This is a genomic window from Streptomyces sp. NPDC097595 (assembly GCF_044761525.1).
In the GTDB taxonomy this organism is placed as follows: Bacteria; Actinomycetota; Actinomycetes; order Streptomycetales; family Streptomycetaceae; genus Streptomyces; species Streptomyces drozdowiczii_A.
This window is the reverse complement of record NZ_JBIWCN010000003.1, coordinates 30167-49156: the sequence shown is the minus strand read 5'-3', so window position 1 is coordinate 49156 and position 18990 is coordinate 30167. Positions and strand designations below refer to the sequence as shown.

The following is an 18990-nucleotide window of genomic DNA, read 5'->3' as shown; positions in this document are numbered from 1 at the left end:
CCGCGGAAGTCGATATAGCTACAGAGTTGTACGCCTCCGGGCGCGGTCAGCCGCCGCTGCCGCTGCCGCCCAGGTCGGAGATCCAGTCCTTCACCGTGGAGACGGCGTCGGTGATCGCGTGCCAGTAGCTCTGGCCCTGTCCGATCCAGTCCTTGAGCGGGGTCAGTTCCCAGATCAGCCAGCTCGCCACGAAGAGCAGCACCAGCGTGAACAGGCAGCCCTTGAGGCAGCCGAGCCCGGGGATCTTCATCGGGTTGGCGCTGCGCTGCCTCGGCTCGCGGGGCGCGCGCTGCGGCTGCTGGGGCTGCTGCGGCGGCGCGTACGCCTGCTGCTGCGGCTGGGGCTGGTACTGCTGGCGCTGCGGCGGCTGGTACTGCTGCTGCCGTTGCGGCTGGTACTGCTGCCGTTGCTGCTGCTGCCCGTATTGCTGGTGCTGAGGCTGCTGCGGCTGCTGGTATCCGGGCTGCCGGTCGCGCGGCTGCTGCGGAGGCTGCTGCTGCCGGCGCTGCGGGCGGCGGCGCAGCGGGTCCTCGCTCGGGTCGAGGTACTGGACCTGGGTCTGCTCGTTGCGGTCGCGGGCGGCCCGGAGCTGGGACTGCCAGGGGTGCGGGTCCTCGGGCCGCGGGTCGCCGTCGGGGCGCGGCGGCACGGGCGGCAGGACGGCGGTCGGGTCGGCCTGGGAGCCGCCGCCGGGTGCGCCGCCGTGCGGCAGGACGCTGGTGACCCCGTTCGGGTCGTACGAGCCGGCGTTGCTCGGCAGCACCTGCGTGGGGTCGGCCGCGCCGGGGATCTCGGGTACGGCGGTGGGCGCCGGGTCGGGCGCGAGCAGGGCGGCGACCCCGTCGGCGGCGGCGATCTGCGCGGCGCTCGCGTGCACCCCGATGCCCTCGGCGACGGTACGCAGGGCACGGGCCAGGTTCTCCGCGCTCGGCCTGCGGTCCGGGTCCTTGCTCAGGCACCGCTCCATGACCGTCCACAGGGGCTCGGGGACGGTGCTGGGGCGGCGCGGCTCCTCGCTGAGGTGCCGGTGCAGGACTTCGAGCGCGGTGCCGCCGGCGAACGGCGGGCGGCCGGTGACCAGCTCGTACAGCAGGATGCCGGCGCCGTAGATGTCGACGGCGGAGGTCTGCGGGCGGCCCTCGGCGGACTCCGGCGCCACATAGGCGGGGGTGCCGACGAACTCGTGGGTACGGGTCAGGCCCGGCGAGTCGGCGAGGCGCGCGATGCCGAAGTCGGTGAGCATCGGGCGCATCGCGCCGTCGGGGTCGGCGAGCAGCACGTTGGCGGGCTTGAGGTCGCGGTGCACGACGCCGTCGGCGTGGCTCGCGGCGAGCGCGTCGGCGATCTGCGCGGTGAGCAGCGCGGCGGCGACCGGGGTGAGCGGGCCGTTGTCGCGCAGGTAGCGGTGCAGGTCGGGGCCGTCGATCAGGTCCATGACGAGGGCGAGGAGGTCGCCCTCGACCACGAGGTCCCGGGTGCGCACGATGTTGGGGTGGGTCAGCCGCAACAGGACGGAGCGTTCCCGCAGGAACCGCATCACCACGTCCGCGTCGTTGGCCAGCTCCTCCTTGAGGACCTTGATCGCCACGGTCTCGCCGGGCCGGCCGGCCACGGCCGCCTCGGCGCCCGCCGCCTCGCGCTGGCTGGCGCGCCAGACGGTGCCCGTGGCACCGCGTCCCAGCGGCTCCTCCAGGAGGTACTTGCTGCCTACCGGCCGCACGTCATGCGCTCCCTGCTGGTCGTGGTGGATCGAGATCCCGGGTACCCCCGGAGTTTCCGGCCCACTCTAGAGGCTGTACGGGGAAGGGCGGCCGGGTCCGGGTACCGGGGGAAGACGTCCTTCCGGGGCGGATGGTTGCCAGGGCGTGTGCCCGGAAACGGTCATGCCGCACTTTTTGGGGCCACAGCAGACGTTTCAAGATCACTAACTGATGACCGCCGGGCGTGTTGTCAGTGGCAGGTGCGAGGATGCCTGGAGCACGACTGCGCGGTCGGGAGCCTCGCGGTGCGTGACGAACCTGTACCGGACGACGCGTCCGTGCCGGGTGGGGGGAATCACAGGGCGTTCCCCCGGCCGGCACCGCGCGCAGAAGGGACCGCTGACGGCGATGCAGATCCGGCTGACCGTCCTCGCGCCGCCCAGCGGCCAGACCCCGGCGCGCGCCTGCGACGTGCTGGTCACCGCCCCCGCGGGGACGGCGCTGGCCTCCGTCGCCTCGGGCCTGGCCATGGCCGTCGCCGGTCCCGACGGCTCCCTCGGCAGCGGTGCGGTGGTGCTCTTCGCGGGCCGGGAGCGGCTGGACGCGCAGCGCTGCGCCCTCGGTGAGCCGCCTCTGGTCGACGGCGCGGTGCTCTCGCTCCAGGCGCCCGGCGAGGACGAGACCGGGGACGACGCGGTCCCCGCCCAGCTCCAGGTGGTCGCCGGTCCCGACGCGGGCGGGGTCCATCTGCTGCACGGCGGCACGGTCCGCGTCGGCCGCTCGGCCGAGGCCGATGTCCCGCTGGACGACCCCGACGTCTCCCGGCTGCACTGCGAGGTGACGGTCTCCGAGGACGGCCGGGTCGCGGTGGCCGACCTGGGCTCCACCAACGGCACCTCGCTGGACGGGGCCGAGGTCCACGACCGCCCGGTCCGGCTGGCCCCGGGGGCGCTGCTGCGGCTCGGCGAGTCGACGCTGCGGCTCGCCTCCGGCGCGCGTCCGCCGGTGCTGCCGACGGCCCCGGACGGCGAGGGCCACCTCCGGGTGGCCCGGGTCCCGGCCCCGACGGCCGCCCCCTCCCCCGAGGCCGCCCGGCCCGACCACGACCGGCCCGCCCCCGAAGACCCCGGGGCCGGGTCCCGGCCCGGGTCCTCCGCCGGGCACCCGGGCCGCTTCCCCGAGCAGGAGGCGCCCCGGCGCGGCGGCATAGGGGCCTGGGCCCGCCGGCTCAAGGGCGCCCGGGCCGAACCGGAGCCCGCGAGCGCCCCCGCCGAGCCGCTCCCGCCCGTCCCGGACACCTTCGCCTCGCTGCCCACGGCCCCCGAGGGCACCTGGCCCGATCCGGCCGCCGTCCTGCTGACCGCGCTCGGCCCGGGCCCCCGCCTGTGGGAGCGCGACCCCGCGCACCCGGAGGCGCTGGTGGTCCGGCTGGGCACCACCGACCGGGCCGACCTGCCCGCCGTGCCGGTGACCGTGAGCCTGCGCGAGGCCGGTTCGCTGGGGCTCGCCGGGCCCCGGGAGCGGCTGTCCGGGCTCGCCCGGTCCGCCGTGGCCCAGCTGGCCGCGCTGCACTCCCCCGCCGACCTGGAGATCGTGCTGATCAGCACGGACCGGGCGCGGACCACGGAGGAGCGGCGGCGCGAGTGGGCCTGGCTGGGCTGGCTGCCCCATCTGCGCCCGATGCACGGCCAGGACTGTCGGCTGCTCGTCGCGTACGACCGCGACCAGGCGCTCGCCCGCACCGCCGAGCTGGTCCGCCGGCTGGACGACGGGCCCCTCGGCCCCGGCTGGGCGAGCCAGGACCCGGCCGCGGTCGCCGAGGCCGCCCGGAGCCACGAGGGCCCGTTCACGGTGGTGATCCTCGACGGCGACCCCGGCGCGGCGGTCCTCCGCGAGAACACGGCCCGGCTGGCCGCGGCCGGTGCGGCGGCGGGCGTCCATCTGATCTGTCTGGCCGAGACCCCGGCCGCGACGCCCACCTCACCGGTCGCCGCGACGTACGAGGCCGCCTGCCACGCGTCGATCGCCTTCCGCGAGTGCGGGGCGGTGGGGATGCTCAGCGGTGACGTGGCGACGGCCCTGCGGCTGCTGCGCACGGCGGGCGGCCGGGCGGCGGGCCACGGCACGGTGGCCTCCGTGGACGCGGTGTCGGCGCACTGGGCGCAGCGGTTCGCCCGGGCGCTGGCACCCCTGCGCGCGGAGGGGTCGGCCGCACTGCCGGGCCGCCAGGTGCCGGTGGCGCTCCCCCCGTCCGCCCGCCTCCTGGACGAACTGGGCCTGGCCCGCGCCACCCCGGCCTCCCTGATGGCCCGCTGGGCGTCCACGGCGGACGACCGCGCGGCGCCCCGGGTGGGCGCGCAACGCACGGCGTCGGAGGCCCCGGACTCGGGCGGCACGCCGTACCCGTCCACGACGACGAGGGGCTCGGGCCGCACGGCGTACCCGGGCACGGGCGACTCGGGGCGCACGGCGTACCCGGACAGCACCACGACGGGCTCGGGGCGCACCCCGTACCCCGGCACCGGCACGGGCGACTCCGGCCGCACGGCCTACCCCGACAGCACCACGACGGGCTCGGGGCGCACGGCGTACCCCGGCACCGACACCAGCGGCTCCGGCCGCACCCCGTACCCCGACAGCACCACCACCGGCTCCGGCCGCACCCCCTACCCCTCCCCCGCCCGCCCCCGCGTCAGCGGCCCCCGTGGCGGCGACGCGCCCCAGGTCGTCGCGCGCGGTGATGGCGCCGGGGGGACGCAGACCGCCACGCGGACCGTCGCGCGGCCGGCCGTGCATGCAGGGCGGCCCGTCGTCGTGCTCGGGGCAGGACCGCGCGGGCCGGTGAGCGTGGATCTCGCGGACGAGGGGCCGCATCTGCTCATCGAGGGCCCCGGCGGCAGCGGGCGTACCGAGCTGCTGCGGGCCGTCGCGGCGTCGCTGGCGGCCGCCGCCCGACCGGACCGGCTGGGCATCGTGCTGGTCGACGGGGCCGGCGGCGAGCGCGGCGAGTCGCTGGGGCCGTGCACGGAGCTGCCGCACGCGTTCACGCACCTGGTGGCCTCGGACCCGGTCCGGATGCGGGAGTTCGCCCAGGCACTGGGCGGCGAGGTGAAGCGGCGGGCCGAACTGCTCGGCGAGCTCGACTTCGCCGCGTGGCACAGCCGCCACGAGGACGCGCCCCCGGCCGCGCCGATCCCCGAGCAGCGGGGCGACATCGAGGCCCCCCTCAGCGGCACCCTGCGCCTGCGCCCGGGGGCCGGCCGCCCCGTGGACCCGGGCCCGTCCCCGCTGCCCCGGCTGGTGGTGCTCGTGGACGACTACGACGCGCTCATAGCCCCGGCGCTCGGGAGCCCGGGCCGGCCGGCGGCCGGTTCGGTGGTGCGGGCGCTGGAGGCGGTGGCCCGGGACGGCGGCCGGCTGGGCATCCACCTGGTCGCGGCCTCGGCCCGCCCCGACCGCACGGAGGACACGGAGCTGGCCCGCGGCGCGCGGCTGCGCATCGTGCTCGATCCGCCCGCGGTCCCGCCCTCGCCGGACGAACCGGCGCCGGGCCGGGGGCGGCTGGGGCATCCGGACGGGCGGGTGACGCCGTTCCAGGGCGGCAGGGTGACCGGGCGCATCCCGCGTACGGCGACGCTGCGGCCGACGGTCGTCCCGCTGGAGTGGGAGCGGATGGGCGACCCGCCCACCCGCCGCCCGGTCCGCGAGCTGGGCAACGGGCCGACGGACCTCGCGCTGCTCGCCAGCGCCCTGGAACGGGCGGCGCGTTCGGTCAACGCACTCCCCCTCGCGCCCCTGTCCACCTGAAAGCCGGCCCAGCCGCGCCCGAGTCACGCCGGAGCCGCCCTCGAAAGCCCCCGACCGGGGCCGGGACGGGGCGGCCCGATCGTCCCCCAATGGCCGGATACCTGCACTGACCCGACGTCACGAGGGCATCACGATCAAGGATTTGAGACCGAGGGCGGTATTGCGACAGCGGAACGCCGGGCATAGGACTGTGCGCACACGACGACGTGACGCACGACCGGCAGCGCTGGCTTCCCGACCCGATCCGGCGCCCCGGTGGGCGCACGCGGACAGAGAGACGGGGCAGCAATGCGCACAACCCTTCGGATTCGCAGAGCGGCCGTGGTGTTCACCGCCATCGGCGCGCTGGCCCTCACCGGCTGCGGCGGTGACGGTGACGGCGGGGACAAGAAGCCGGACGACGGCGGCGCCACGACGGGCGAGGACTCCACGCCGAGTGTCGCTTTACCGAAACTGGACGGTGAGAAGCTCTCTGTCGCCGCGGTCTGGACGGGTCCGGAGCAGGCCAACTTCGTCAAGGTCCTCAAGGAGTTCGAGAAGCGGACCGGCGCGACGGTGACGTTCGTCCCGGCGCAGGACCCGATCATCAACTTCCTCGGTACGAAGATCGCGGGCGGGCAGCCGCCGGACGTGGCGATGATCCCGCAGGTCGGGGCGATCCAGCAGGCCGTGGCGAAGAAGTGGGCCAAGCCGGTCGGCAACGAGGCGCGGGCCGAGCTGGGCAGGAACTACGCAGAGGTCTGGGGGGACCTCGGCAAGGTGGACGGCACCCAGTACGGGGTGTATTTCAAGGCCGCCAACAAGTCGCTGGTCTGGTACAACACCAAGGCGTTCGAGAACGCGGGCGCGAGCGAGCCGAAGACCTGGAAGGACTTCCTGTCGACCGCCGAGACGGTGTCCGCCTCGGGTGTCACCCCGGTCTCGGTCGGCGGCGCGGACGGCTGGACGCTCACCGACTGGTTCGAGAACGTCTACCTCTCGCAGGCCGGCCCGGAGAAGTACGACCAGCTCGCCCAGCACAAGATCAAGTGGACGGACCCGTCCGTCAAGGACGCGCTGACCACGCTGGCCCAGCTGTTCGGCAAGCCGTCCCTGATCGCGGGCGGCGCGGACGGCGCGCTGCAGACCGAGTTCCCGGCGTCGGTCACCCAGACCTTCACCGGCGGCGACCAGCCCAAGGCCGCCATGGTCTACGAGGGCGACTTCGTCGGGGTCAACATCGCGCAGACGAAGGCGAAGATCGGCACGGACGCCAAGGTCTTCCCGTTCCCCGCGGTCGGCGCCGAGTCGCCCGTGGTGACCGGTGGCGACGCGGCCGTCGCGCTGAAGGACGGCAAGGGCGCCCAGGCGCTGCTGACCTGGCTCGCCTCCGCGGACGCCGCGAAGATCGCCGCCGAGCAGGGCGGGTTCATCTCACCGAACAAGACCCTGGACCCCGCCGCGTACCCGAACGACGTGCAGCGCACGATGGCGAAGGCGCTGATCGCGGCCGGGGAAGCCGTCCGGTTCGACATGTCCGACCAGGCGCCGCAGTCGTTCGGCGGGACGCCCGGGAAGGGCGAGTGGAAGATCCTCCAGGACTTCCTGAAGAACCCGAAGGACATCGCGGGGACTCAAGCCAAGCTGGAGTCCGACGCGGCCAAGGCGTACAAGAGCTGACGGCATGACGACAGCGGCAGCGGGGGGCGCCGACGAGGCGCTCCCCGCCGACAGGCAACGGTCCGGCGGGCCACGCGTGCCCGCCCCCAGAAAGGCCGCCCCGGCCGGCACCCCGGGACGCACGCCCCGGAGCGTGACCGGCACCCGCCGGGTGATCGCGGGGCTCTTCCTGCTGCCCGCGCTGGTGCTGCTCGGGGCGCTCGTCGTGTACCCGATCGTGTACTCCGTCTACCGGTCGTTCTTCGACCAGACGGGCACGGGCTTCGCCGGCATCGACAACTACAAGACGCTGTTCACGGACGACACCATCCGTACAGCGGTCAAGAACAACGCGATCTGGGTGGTCTTCGCACCGACGGTCTCCACCGCGCTCGGGCTGATCTTCGCGGTCCTGACCGAACGCATCCGCTGGGGCACGGCCTTCAAGCTGATCGTCTTCATGCCGATGGCGATCTCCATGCTGGCGGCGGGCATCATCTTCCGGCTCGTGTACGACCAGGCGCCGGAGCGCGGGGTCGCCAACGCGGTGTGGGTGGGCGTGCACGACACGTTCGCCGAGTCCGCGGGCTTCCCCAAGGCGCATCCGCTGCCCGTGGCCCCGCTGAAGGCTGCGGCCGGCGGGACCTTCGTGACGAAGACGACCGTGCACGCCGGGCAGCCGGTCCAGCTGCCCCTGGTCGGGGTGCTCCCGGCGAAGATGCCCGGCGACGCGCAACCGGCCAAGGCCCCGGCGGCGGCCGGGGACGGCGCGGTCACCGGCACCGCGTGGCTGGACTTCACCAAGGGCGGCGGCGGCAAGCCCAATGTCATCGACGCCAAGGAGCTCGGGCTCAAGGGCCTGAAGGTGGAGGCCGTCAAGGGCGGCGAGGTCGTCGCGACCGCCAAGGCGGCGGCGGACGGCACGTTCACGCTGCCCGCCTCGGCGGACGGCGCCGAACTGCGGCTGCCCGCCTCCAACTTCAGGGAGCCGTACAACGGCGTGGACTGGCTCGGCCCGACGCTCGTGACGCCCGGGATCATCGGGAGCTACGTGTGGATGTGGGCGGGCTTCGCGATGGTGCTGATCGCGGCGGGCCTGGCCGGGCTGCCGCGTGAACTCCTCGAAGCGGCCCGGGTGGACGGGGCGAACGAGTGGCAGGTGTTCCGCCGGATCACCGTGCCGATGCTCGCGCCGGTCCTCGCGGTCGTGCTCGTCACGCTGATGATCAACGTGCTGAAGGTGTTCGACCTGGTGTTCATCATCGCGCCGGGCTCGTCCCAGGACGACGCCAACGTACTGGCGCTCCAGCTGTACCGGTCCTCGTTCGGCACGGACGCGGATCTCGGGGTCGGCAGCGCCATCGCCGTACTCCTGCTGCTACTGGTGATCCCGGTGATGCTCTTCAACATCAGGCGGATACGGAAGGAGGGGCGCCGATGACGACACCCTCGGCGACGGCGACCCGGTCGCCGGCCGCGCGGATCGCGGCACGGGCCGGCGGCGGCGTGATGCGGGTCGTCCTGGTCCTGGTGGCCCTGTTCTGGCTGATGCCGACGATCGGGCTGCTGCTGTCCTCGCTGCGCAGCCCGGACAAGATCGCGTCGACCGGCTGGTGGCAGGTCTTCACCGCCCCCTCCGAGCTGACCGTCGACAACTACTCCCGGCTGCTCGACAATTCGGCGATCACGGACTCACTGCTCTCCACCATCATGATCACCGTGCCGTCCACGGTCCTGGTCGTGGTGATCGGCTCGCTCGCGGGATACGCCTTCGCCTGGATGGACTTCCCCGGCCGCGACTGGTGGTTCCTGCTGGTCGTGGGGTTGCTGGTGGTCCCCGTACAGGTGGCGCTGATCCCGGTGTCGAAGCTGTTCGGCGAGATCGGGATCTTCGAGACGACGCTCGGTGTGGTGCTCTTCCACACCGCGTTCGGGCTCCCGTTCGCGATCTTCCTGCTGCGCAACTTCTTCGCGGAGATCCCCCGGGAGCTGCTGGAGGCGGCGCGGCTGGACGGGGCGGGTGAGATACGCCTCTTCACCCGGGTCGTGATGCCGCTGGGCGGTCCTGCGATCGCCTCGCTCGGGATCTTCCAGTTCCTGTGGGTCTGGAACGACATGCTGGTCGCGCTGATCTTCGCGGACTCCGGATCGCCGCCGATCACGGTGGCGCTCCAGCAGCAGGTGCGCCAGTTCGGCAACAACATCGACGTGCTGGCGCCCGGCGCCTTCGTCTCGATGGTGATCCCGCTCGCGGTGTTCTTCGCCTTCCAGCGCCAGTTCGTCTCCGGCGTGATGGCGGGGGCGGTCAAGTAGCGGGTACGTCACAGCGCGGGGCACTCCGGCCGGCCGGCGGGGGTGCCCCGCAGCCGTGTGGTGCCCGGGATCACGGGCTTCGGAGGCGTCCGTCATGGACCGGCACGCCCCGAATTGCCCAAGGTTCACTTACTGTCCCGGGTAGTATGATAAGTGGGGCCTTCATCAGCCGCGCGGTCGACCGCTCACGGGCCCGACGCGCCCGTCTCTTCGGCCTTCGTACGCCTGCCCGCCCCCTGACCCGTCCTGCGGAGCCCGCCCCAGTACGCTGTGTGCTCTCCCAGTACGCACAGTCCGAGAAAGAGTCCGTATGCCCCGGCTGAGTGTCATCATCCCCGTCCGTCGCGCCCGAGGAAGCCTGCGCGAGTGCCTGGAGTCGGTGCTCTCCCAGTCGTTCACGGACATCGAGGTCATCGGGGTGGACGACGGCGCGCCGGACGGCTCGGGCGTGGTCCTGGACGAGTTCGCCGCGCGCGACAGCCGCGTCCGGGCCGTGCACCTGGAGCCGGGCGCCGGGGCGCACGGCCGCCGGAACGCCGGGATCGAGGAGGCCGCCGGGGAGTACGTCCTCTTCCTGGAGGGCTACTACGTCTTCCTGCCCGAGGCGCTCCAGGCCGTCGCGGACCGGCTGGACGCCGCCGGCGACCCGGACGTGCTGCTCTTCGGCCACCAGAAGCGCCCCTTCCGCGGCAAGGTCCGCTCGACCCGGTCCCTGCAGAAGCTGGACGGCATGCCCGAGGGCCCGTTCACCCTGGCGACCCGCCCGGACCTGCTGGACATCGCCCCGGTCTCCTGGAACCGGGCGGTCCGCCGCGCGGTCCTGGAGCGCGAGACCGTGACCTTCGGCCCGGGCCCGCACGGCGAGCGGATGTACGCGCTGGCGACCGTCGCCGTCGCGGCCTCGGTGGCCACGCTGGGCACCGCCTGCGTCGAGCACCGCCAGCAGCGCTACCTGCCCGGCCTCGTGGACGACGTGGAGCCCCGGACGGGCTCGACCCCGCTGGAGCTGGTCGAGGCGTACGACGCGCTGATGACCTTCGTGGAAGCGCGCCCGGCCCTGAAGGACGTGCGCGGCCTCCTCTTCGACCGCGCCGTGCAGGAGTTGCTGACCGCGTACCCCACGGTGACCAAGCGCCGCCGGCAGTACGTGGGCGCGGTCGGCGCGTTCCACGGCGCGCACCGCCCGGAGGGCTTCACGTTCCCCGGCGGCGCCAAGGGGCTGCGCCCGCAGCTGATGGGCGGCGGCAAGTACACCGCGCTCGGCGCCCTGGACACCGCGCTCGCCACCCGCCGCAGCCTGCGCGCCGCGCCCAGCACGGCCCGCGCCAAGGCGAAGAAGCAGTTCACCAAGCGCTACTACAAGGCGCAGCGCAAGCTGCCCCTGGACCCGAAGCTGGCCGTGTACGCCGCCTACTGGAACCGCGGCGTGAGCTGCAACCCCGAGGCGATCTACCGCAAGGCGAAGGAGCTGGCGCCCGACATCCACGGCGTGTGGGTGGTGTCGAAGAAGAACGTGGACTCGGTGCCCAAGGGCATCGACTACGTGGTGCCCGGGACCCGCCGCTACTGGTCGGTGCTGGCCCGTGCCACGTACTTCTTCAACAACGTCAACTTCCCGGACCACCTGGTCAAGCGCCCCGGCCAGATTCATGTCATGACCCACCACGGCACCCCGCTGAAGATCATGGGCATGGACCAGCAGAACTACCCGGCCGCCGCCCAGGGGCTCAACTTCGACCGGCTACTCAAGCGCGTGGACCGCTGGGACTGGAGCGTCTCGGCCAACCCGCACTCCACCGAGGTGTGGTCGCGCGCCTACCCGAGCGCGGCGCGCCCGCTGGAGACCGGCTACCCGCGCAACGACGTCTTCGCGACGGCCACCGAGGAGCAGATCGCGAAGATCCGCGAGGACCTGGGCATCCGCCCCGGCCAGCGCGCCGTGCTCTACGCGCCGACGCACCGCGACTACGAGGCGGGCTTCACCAATCGCCTGGACCTGGACCGGTTCTGCGCGGCCGTCGGCCCGGACACCGTGGTCCTCATGCGCGCCCACTACTTCTACGGCGGCTCGGGCCTCCCGGAGAACGCGTCGGTCATCGACGTCTCCACGTACCCGCGCGTCGAGGACCTGTGCCTGGCGGCGGACGCGCTGGTCACCGACTACTCCTCGGTGATGTTCGACTACGCCCACCTGAACCGCCCGATCGTGATCCTCGCCCCGGACTGGGAGACGTACCGCACGGTCCGCGGTGTCGTCTTCGACCTGCTGTCCGGGCAGCCGGGCGAGACGCCGGGCGCTGTGGCCACGGACACGGACGAGCTGGCGGCGATCTTCACCGACGGCAGCTGGAACAGCCCGGAGAACGAGGCGCTGCTCAAGGCGTTCAAGGAGCGCTTCTGCCCGTACGACGACGGCCGCGCCTCCGAGCGCGTGGTGCGCCGCGTGCTGCTGGGCGAGGAGTCCTAGACCGTACGACGCCGAGGGGCCCGCACCGGAACGTTCCGGCGCGGGCCCCTCGGCGTACCGCGGCTAGCGTTGCTGACCGGCCATGACCGTGACCAGGCCGACCACCACGAGCAGCGAGCCGCCCCAGGTCCACAGCGAGGTCCGCTCGTGCAGCACGGTCGCCCCGGCCAGCACGATCAGCAGGTAGCCGAGCGCGTTGAAGGGGTACGCGACGGAGAGCGGCACCTTCGCCAGCGTCGTCATCCAGGCGAGCGCGGACACAGCGAAGACCAGCAGCCCGAACACCACCCAGGGGCTGCCCGCGGCACGCAGGGCGACGGAACCGCCGTCGCGCCCGGCGGCGGCCGCGGCGCCCTTCATCCCGTGCTTGAGCATGATCTGGCCGCCCGCCGACGAGAACACGGCGAACAGGAGCAGCAGCACACTGGGGAGGGTCAAGGACTTGCTCCTGACTGCGGGGGCGGCGGGTTCGGCCGTCCGGGCGGGCGCGGCTCCGGGGCGGGGCGCCTCAGACACCGACCCGGTCGGCGGGGACGTACTGTCGGTTGAGGATGTCCTGTACATCGACGTGCTCTCCAGCGATGATCGTCTCGGCCGCGTGCGGGGTGAGCAGCGCGACGTGCTGATAGCCGAACAGCGTCGGCCGGACGCGGGTCAGCAGCCTCGACGCCCCGCCGAGCACGGCGGCGAGCGGTCCCCGGCCGAGCAGCGACCAGAACGGCGCGCCGGTGGAGGAGAGTTCGAGGACGTCGTAGCCGGCGGCGCGCACGGTGCGGCGCAGACTGGCCCGGGTGAAGAAGCGCAGATGCGTTTCGTCGAGGATGCCCCGGCGGTCGTAGTCGAAGGCGCCGACGGCGACCCGCAGCCGGGAGTACCAGTGGCTGAAGTTGGGGACGGACAGCAGCAGTCGGCCGCCCGGCCGCAGCACGGCGGCCGCCTCGGCGAGGACGCGTTCGGGGCGGGACAGGTGCTCGATGACGTCACCGGCGACCACGTAGTCGAAGCCGGTCCCGGCCTCGGCGGGCAGCCCCTCCTCCAGGTTGGCGAGGTGGAAGTGGCTGCACCGGTCGCGGACGCCGGGCACCTCCACGTAGTCGACGCCGGTCACCTCGTGGCCCAGGGACTCCAGCCGCTCGGCGAACAGCCCGCCGGAGCAGCCGAGGTCGAGGACGCGGCCGGGGGGCAGCGCGCGCATCTTCTCCAGGATGACCGCGTGCGAGGAGCCGTCGCCCTCCTTGAAGGCGTACTCGACGGGCTTGGGGATCCACCGGCAGGTCCCGAACCCCTTGACGGCCAGCCGGTATTCGAGGACGTCCTTGACGACGTCCTTGGCGTACTTCATGCCGTTGACGTAGCAGATCTCGTCGCCGTAGTAGGTGGGGACGGGGATCTCCTTGATCCGCATGCCCGCGTTCAGCAGCTGCACGATGATCTGGGTGTCGAAGTCGAAGGCATCGGTGTTCCGGTCGACCGGCAGCTGCTTGAGGGCGGCGACGCTGTACGCGCGGTAGCCGGAGTGGAATTCGGTGAGGTCCGAGCCCAGGAGGCCGTTCTCCAGCCGGGTGAGGATGCGGTTGCCGAGCCACTTGTACACCGGCATGCCGCCCTTGAGCGCGCTGCCGGACGTCATCATCCGGGACCCGAACACGGCTTCGCACTCGCCGCGTTCGATGGGCGCGACCATCTCGGGCAGCAACTCGGGGGCGTACTGCCCGTCGCCGTGCAGCAGCACGATGATGTCGAGTCCGTGCTCGGCGGCCAGCGCGTATCCGGCCTTCTGATTGCCGCCGTAGCCGAGGTTCTTGGTGTGCCGCATCACGACGGTACGGGGCATGCCCTCGGCCTGCGACCAGCGGCAGCCCGCCGTGAAGGTGGCGTCGTGACTCGCGTCGTCGAGGATGAGGATCTCGTCGATCCGCGACCGGAAGTCCTCCGGGATCCGGTCGAGGGTCTTCTCCAGGGTTGTCTCCGCGTTGTACGCGACCACCAGGATGCCGATCCTGGGGCTCGGGCTTTCCTTCACGGGGCGTTCTCCAGTTGCGGTCGGGGACGAGGGTTGCGGGATCAGTCGACGGTGGAGCAGGAGCGGAATTCCGTACGGGGTGCGGAGATCGGCGCCCGCTCGGTGGGGATGGCGTCCGGGGGTGCGGCGAGGATGCGGCGGGCGCCGGTGAACAGGCCCGCCGCCAGGACGAACCAGCCGGCCGCGCCCAGGTACAGCACGGGCTCGCTCCAGCGCACGGCGGACCGCCCGCTGTAGCCGAGGACGGCGACCAGGCCGACGACCGCGCTGTAGGCGAACCCTTCGACCGGGCCGAGCACGAACATCCCGGCGGCGGCCCAGGTCAGGTACTGGAGTCCGGACGCGGTGGACAGGAGCAGCAGCAGGCCCAGCGTGACGGCGACGACGCCGGGGGCCTGGGCGGGCCGCAGCCAGGCGAGCCGGACGCCCGCGGCCACGCAGACCAGCACGAAGAGGAAGTGGCCGCCGCCCTGCATGAACGCGATGACCGGCTCGGGCAGGCCGAGGAGGTCCGCGAACCGCACGAGCCCCCACAGCCGGTAGCTGCCGCCCGCGTACTCCAGGACGTTGTGCGTCAGGTCCATGGGCACGATCACCAGCGCCGGCCCCCAAACGAGCGCGGTGACCCCGGCGAACCCGGCGGCGAAGCGGACCAGGACCGGCCGCCCGCCGCGCAGCGCGGCCACGAAGAGGGCCGGGATCACCACGACCGGGATGAACTTGACGCTGATGGACAGCGCCGCCGCGACGCCCGCCGCGAGCGGCGCCTTCCGGTCGGCCAGGAGGTGGGCGGCGGCCAGCGCGAAGGCGACGGCGACGGCGTCGGTGTTGCCGTGGTAGCCGGAGGTCGCGATGAGCACCGGGCTGACGGCGACCCCGATCCCGCAGAGCATCGCGGCGCGCACGGTGGCCCGGCGGCGGACGATCTCGAACACGAGGACGGCGCAGGCGAAGTCGGCGGCCGACGCGGGGACGCGGATCAGCGTGGCGAAGGAGAAGCCGAGTTCGGTGAGGCGGTCCAGGCCCAGCAGCATCCACCCGGCCAGCGGCGGGTGGTTGTAGACGGGGAGCCCGGGCAGCGGGTGCGCGTAGATGCGGACGGGGCCGTACCCGGTGAGGGCCTTCGCGAACCCCGCGAAGATCCGCACGTCGGCGGGGCCGGGCGAGTTGGCCGCGATGATCATGCGGGTGAGGAGGCCTGCGGTCGCCGCGACGAGCACGGCGGTCCTGGCCCGCCGCGCGTCCGTTTCGCCCCACATTCGGATACCCATGAAAGCAGAACGTAGCAAGGCGGCGACGCTATGCGACGCAGCGAATCGTCACCGTGGCGTAAACCCTGGCCGATGCCCGGCCCCGGAAACGCCGATGCCCGGCCGGTGCGGTCCGGCCGGGCATCGTGGCCCCCTCAGGGGCGGCTACAGCATGCGGTCGACCACGCGGGCGGTGGCCCGGCCGTCGTCCAGGTCGCAGAAGTCGTGCCGGAACTGCTCGTACGCCTTGGCGTGTCCGGCGATGGCCTTCTCCGGATCCTTCAGCGCGGCGATCAGGTCGTCGGAGCCCGGGATCAGGGGCCCGGGCGCCCGCTTCTCGAAGTCGAAGCTGAACCCGCGCAGCGTGTCGCGGTAGTGCTCCAGGTCGTACGTGTGGAAGAGCATCGGCCGCCCGGTCTGGGCGAAGTCGAACATCAGCGAGGAGTAGTCGGTGACCAGGGCGTCGCTGATGAGCATGAGTTCACCGACGTCCGGGTAGCGCGAGACGTCCTTGACGAAGCCCGTACCGCTGTCCGGGAGCCGGTCGGTGACCATGTAGTGACGGCGCACCAGGAGCACGGTGTCCTCGCCGAGTTCGCGTTCGGCGGCGGCCAGGTCGAGCTGGAGGCCCAGCGAGTAGCGCCCGCCGCCGAGGCGCTGGTCCTCGCGCCACGTCGGTGCGTACAGGACGACGCGCTTGCCGGCCGGGATGCCCAGCTTCTCCCGTACCGCCGTGGCGACCTTGGCGCGGTCCGGGGCGTGGAAGATGTCGTTGCGCGGGTAGCCGCACTCCAGCACCTCGCCCTCGAAGCCGAACGAGCGGCGCAGGACGGGGGTGGAGAAGGTGTTCGGCGAGACCAGGAAGTTCCACTGCTCGGCCCGCTCGGCGAGGGTCGCGATGTACCCGGCGTTCGCCTGGGCGGTGCCCGCGAGTTCGAGGCCGATGCGCTTGAGCGGGGTGCCGTGCCAGGTCTGGACGACGGTCTGGTCCTCGCGGCGCACGAACCACTCGGGCAGCTGCGTGTTGGTGATGACGTAGCGGCTGCGGGCCAGCGCCTCGTGCCAGGCGGCCGAGCCGTGCTCGACGGCGGTGGCGCCCTCGGGGACGATCGCCTGCTGGTCGCGGACGACCCAGATGTGCTCCACCTCGGTGCCCCGGCGCACCAGCTCCTCGTGGACGGCACGCGGCGAGTCCGAGTACTGGCGGCCGTCGAAGGTGCTGTAGAGCGCGGCGGCGCGCAGCGGCTCGGAGCGCTGTGCCGCGTACGCCTCGCTCAGCAGGCGCTTGGCGCGCGGGCCGCGCTCGGCGGCGCTCAGCACGGAGCCGGAGACGACGAGGAGCTGGTCGCCGAAGCGGCGCTCCAGGGTGTAGTCGCGGCCGCCGAGCGTGCGGGTGGCGGGCAGGGTGTGGAAGGCGGAGGCCGGGAGCCGCAGCGCGCGGTCGCCGCTTTCGTCGGCGGCGCCCTTGTCCCGGAAGAAGAAGTACCAGTTGCCCTCGCCGAGCGGCACGGCGCCGCCCGGTCCCTCCACCGCGTCGGGCCGCAGCTCGGCGCGGAAACGGCGGGCGCTCTCGGGTCCGGTGAATTCGACCGGGAAGACCTGCTCCTCGCGGTGGGCGCTGTTCTGCACGACCAGCTCGACCGGGCGCTCCGGGTCCTCGGGGAAGGTGCCCTCCAGGAAGAGCCGGCCGTCGTCCGTCCAGCTGGCCAGCTCGACGGCGGGCTGCACGGGGCGGTCGCCGATCACCAGGTTGCCGCGCGCGCTGACGGTGAGGGCCAGCTCGCGGCGGGCGCCGTCCGGCCCGTCGGCGAGCGGGTAGCGGCCGGGGTGGACCGAGCCGGGGGCGTCGAGCGACGCCTTCAGGCCCTTGCCGACCAGGTGGACGCTGTACGGGACGCTCTTCGGGGCGTCCTCGTCGGCAGGGCGGTTCTCCTCGACCGCGCTGAGCGGCAGCTCGGCGGTGAAGCGGTTCCAGCCGGCCCCGGCGCCGGAGCCCACGGTGACGGGGACCTCGACGGTGGTCTTGGTGGCGCCGTGCGTCAGGACCAGGGTCAGCTCGTCCTTGACGAGGCGGGCGCGGACCACGCCGGACACCTTGACGGTGCCGGGCCGCTCGCCGGGGCCGTGGGTCTCGAAGCGGGCGTCGACGCGCTCGGAGTGCAGCACCAGCTTGTCGCCCTCGAAGGCGGGGACGATGCGGTGGTCGCCGTCGGGGCGGTGGACGGGCGGCGCGACGGATGCCTCGCGGACCGAGGGGAAGGCGCGCCGCAGCAGGCCGCCCCGGGCGATGCCCACCTGGAACTGGAAGGTGAGCTGCTTGGGGCCGCTGTCGGCCTGGATGCGGAGCTTGGAGGCGTCGACGGAGATCTCGAAGCCGGCGCGGTGGTAGTCGTGCAGGCTCTGCCGGGAGCGGGCGGTGGCCTCGGGCTCGTCGGTGCGGCGCAGCCGGAGCGGGACGACATGGCGCCGGCCGGCGCGCAGCCAGCCGATCCGGAACTCACTGGCCCCGGAGGTGACCGGCAGGTTGCGGATGTACGCGTAGCCGCTGAGGTGCAGCTTGCCGTCGCGCCACCGGGCGTCGCGCAGCCGGGCGGCGAGCGGCAGGTCGCGGTCGGCGACGCGCGCCACGGGCGCGGGCACGGGCCGGGTGAGCACGGGGTAGTGGGCCACGCGCTTGCGCAGGCCGCTGACCTCGAACGCGCCGGGCTCCCGCTTCTCCTGGAGGAGCAGCGCCAGCAGCTCGTCCATGCGGTGCTCGCGTACCAGGTACCACATCACGCGCAGGCGCAGCGGCAGCCCGTCGAGCACCGAGGGGTCGACCTGGTCGATGAACTTGTTGGTGTACGTGAGGAACGCGTCCCGGTACTCCTGGTCGCCGTCCGGCAGGACCTCCATGAAGTACCAGAGGTCGTTGGCCAGCGCGTGCGCCTCGTAGTGGTTCTTGTCGGCGGGGGTGCGCTTCTCCGCCAGGAACTCGGAGACGCCCTGGACGTGGGCGACGCGGTCGTGGATACCCCGGACGACGGCCCGGCTGGTGGTGATGGAGCCGGGGCGGTCGCGCCAGTAGTAGACGGGGTCCTTGACGATGTCGACGGAGCCGGCCAGGAAGTGCGCGGGCAGCACGACGGGGATGTCCTCGTACAGCGCGCCGACCGGGAAGGCGAACTCGTGCTTGTCCCAGAAGGAGCGGCGGAAGACCTTGTTGCAGGCGATGCGGTCGCCGAGGAGGTCCAGGTCGCGCGAGACGTGGGTGCGCCGGCGCGTGGTGGCCATGGGCTTGCGGAACATCGGCGACTGGACCAGCTTGCCGCCGGCGCGCAGCCGCAGGACGTTGCCGGACGCCAGGTCCGAGCCGGTCTCCTCCAGCGATTCGACCAGCAGCTCGTAGGCGTTCGGCGGGATGATGTCGTCGCTGTCGCAGAAGGCCAGGTAGCGGCTCTCCGGGTGCGCGTTGCGGAAACCGGTGTTACGGGCGTGGCCCAGTCCGCCGTTCTTCTGCCTGACCAGCTTGAAGCGGTCGTCGCTCGCGGCGAACTCGGCGGCCAGCGCGGCGCTGCCGTCGGTGGACCCGTCGTCGACCATCACCACCTCGAGGTCGGTCATGGTCTGCTCCGCGAGGGACTTCAGGCAGTCCGTCAGGAAGAGTTCCACGTTGTAGACGGGGACAACGACACTGAGCCGTGGCGGCATGTTGAGCACGTCCGTTCATCAAGGGCCTGGCTATCCGTAGGGCTCAACCGCAGAGGCGGTCGGGGGTCACCGGTTACGGTCCCGAACGAGTGACTGCGCCTG

At 73.0% G+C, this 18990-nt stretch carries 10 protein-coding genes; 5 read left to right on the top strand and 5 right to left on the bottom strand.

The genetic code is table 11. The features are described 5' to 3' along the window. Positions 1–46 precede the first annotated feature (46 nt). Positions 47–1720, bottom strand: a complete 1674-nt coding sequence (locus ACIQZN_RS05105) for a serine/threonine-protein kinase (RefSeq protein ID WP_403988520.1) — start codon at positions 1718–1720, stop codon at positions 47–49. 388 nt (positions 1721–2108) lie between these two features. Between ACIQZN_RS05105 and ACIQZN_RS05100 the strand changes: the two genes are divergently transcribed. From ACIQZN_RS05100 to ACIQZN_RS05080, 5 genes are all read left to right on the top strand, one after another. Further along, positions 2109–5507 (top strand): FHA domain-containing protein, encoded by a 3399-nt coding sequence (locus ACIQZN_RS05100; protein WP_403988518.1) that lies wholly within the window; start codon positions 2109–2111, stop codon positions 5505–5507. A 288-nt stretch (positions 5508–5795) separates the two neighbouring features. Further along, the gene (locus tag ACIQZN_RS05095; RefSeq protein WP_403988516.1) at positions 5796–7166 is read left to right on the top strand and encodes an ABC transporter substrate-binding protein; all 1371 of its coding nucleotides are present in this window, start codon (positions 5796–5798) and stop codon (positions 7164–7166) included. Between the two features lie 4 nt (positions 7167–7170). Beyond that, positions 7171–8586: a carbohydrate ABC transporter permease gene (locus ACIQZN_RS05090; RefSeq protein WP_403988514.1), complete on the top strand. Its 1416-nt coding sequence runs from the start codon at positions 7171–7173 to the stop codon at positions 8584–8586. Next, positions 8583–9458, top strand: a complete 876-nt coding sequence (locus tag ACIQZN_RS05085; RefSeq protein WP_403988512.1) for a carbohydrate ABC transporter permease — start codon at positions 8583–8585, stop codon at positions 9456–9458. Before ACIQZN_RS05090 ends, ACIQZN_RS05085 begins: the two co-directional genes overlap by 4 nt. 310 nt (positions 9459–9768) lie before the next feature. Continuing rightward, positions 9769–11925, top strand: a complete 2157-nt coding sequence (locus ACIQZN_RS05080) for a CDP-glycerol glycerophosphotransferase family protein (protein WP_403988510.1) — start codon at positions 9769–9771, stop codon at positions 11923–11925. Positions 11926–11988: 63 nt separating this feature from the next. Here ACIQZN_RS05080 and ACIQZN_RS05075 read toward each other — a convergent pair whose 3' ends face one another. The 4 genes from ACIQZN_RS05075 to ACIQZN_RS05060 all read right to left on the bottom strand — a co-directional run bounded on the left by ACIQZN_RS05075 (position 11989) and on the right by ACIQZN_RS05060 (position 18897). Beyond that, positions 11989–12363 carry a hypothetical protein gene (locus tag ACIQZN_RS05075; RefSeq protein WP_403988508.1) on the bottom strand — a complete coding sequence of 125 codons (375 nt, stop codon included), beginning with the start codon at positions 12361–12363 and terminating at the stop codon, positions 11989–11991. A 70-nt stretch (positions 12364–12433) separates the two neighbouring features. Then, a complete protein-coding gene (locus ACIQZN_RS05070; RefSeq protein WP_403988506.1) occupies positions 12434–13948 on the bottom strand; it encodes a methyltransferase domain-containing protein in 1515 nt (504 codons plus the stop codon). A gap of 41 nt (positions 13949–13989) precedes the next feature. Continuing rightward, positions 13990–15207, bottom strand: coding sequence for a glycosyltransferase family 39 protein (locus ACIQZN_RS05065; RefSeq protein WP_403989145.1), 1218 nt, complete (start codon positions 15205–15207; stop codon positions 13990–13992). Between the two features lie 156 nt (positions 15208–15363). Then, complete coding sequence (locus ACIQZN_RS05060; RefSeq protein WP_403988504.1) at positions 15364–18897, bottom strand: CDP-glycerol glycerophosphotransferase family protein; 3534 nt, start codon at positions 18895–18897, stop codon at positions 15364–15366. Between the last annotated feature and the right edge of the window lie 93 nt (positions 18898–18990).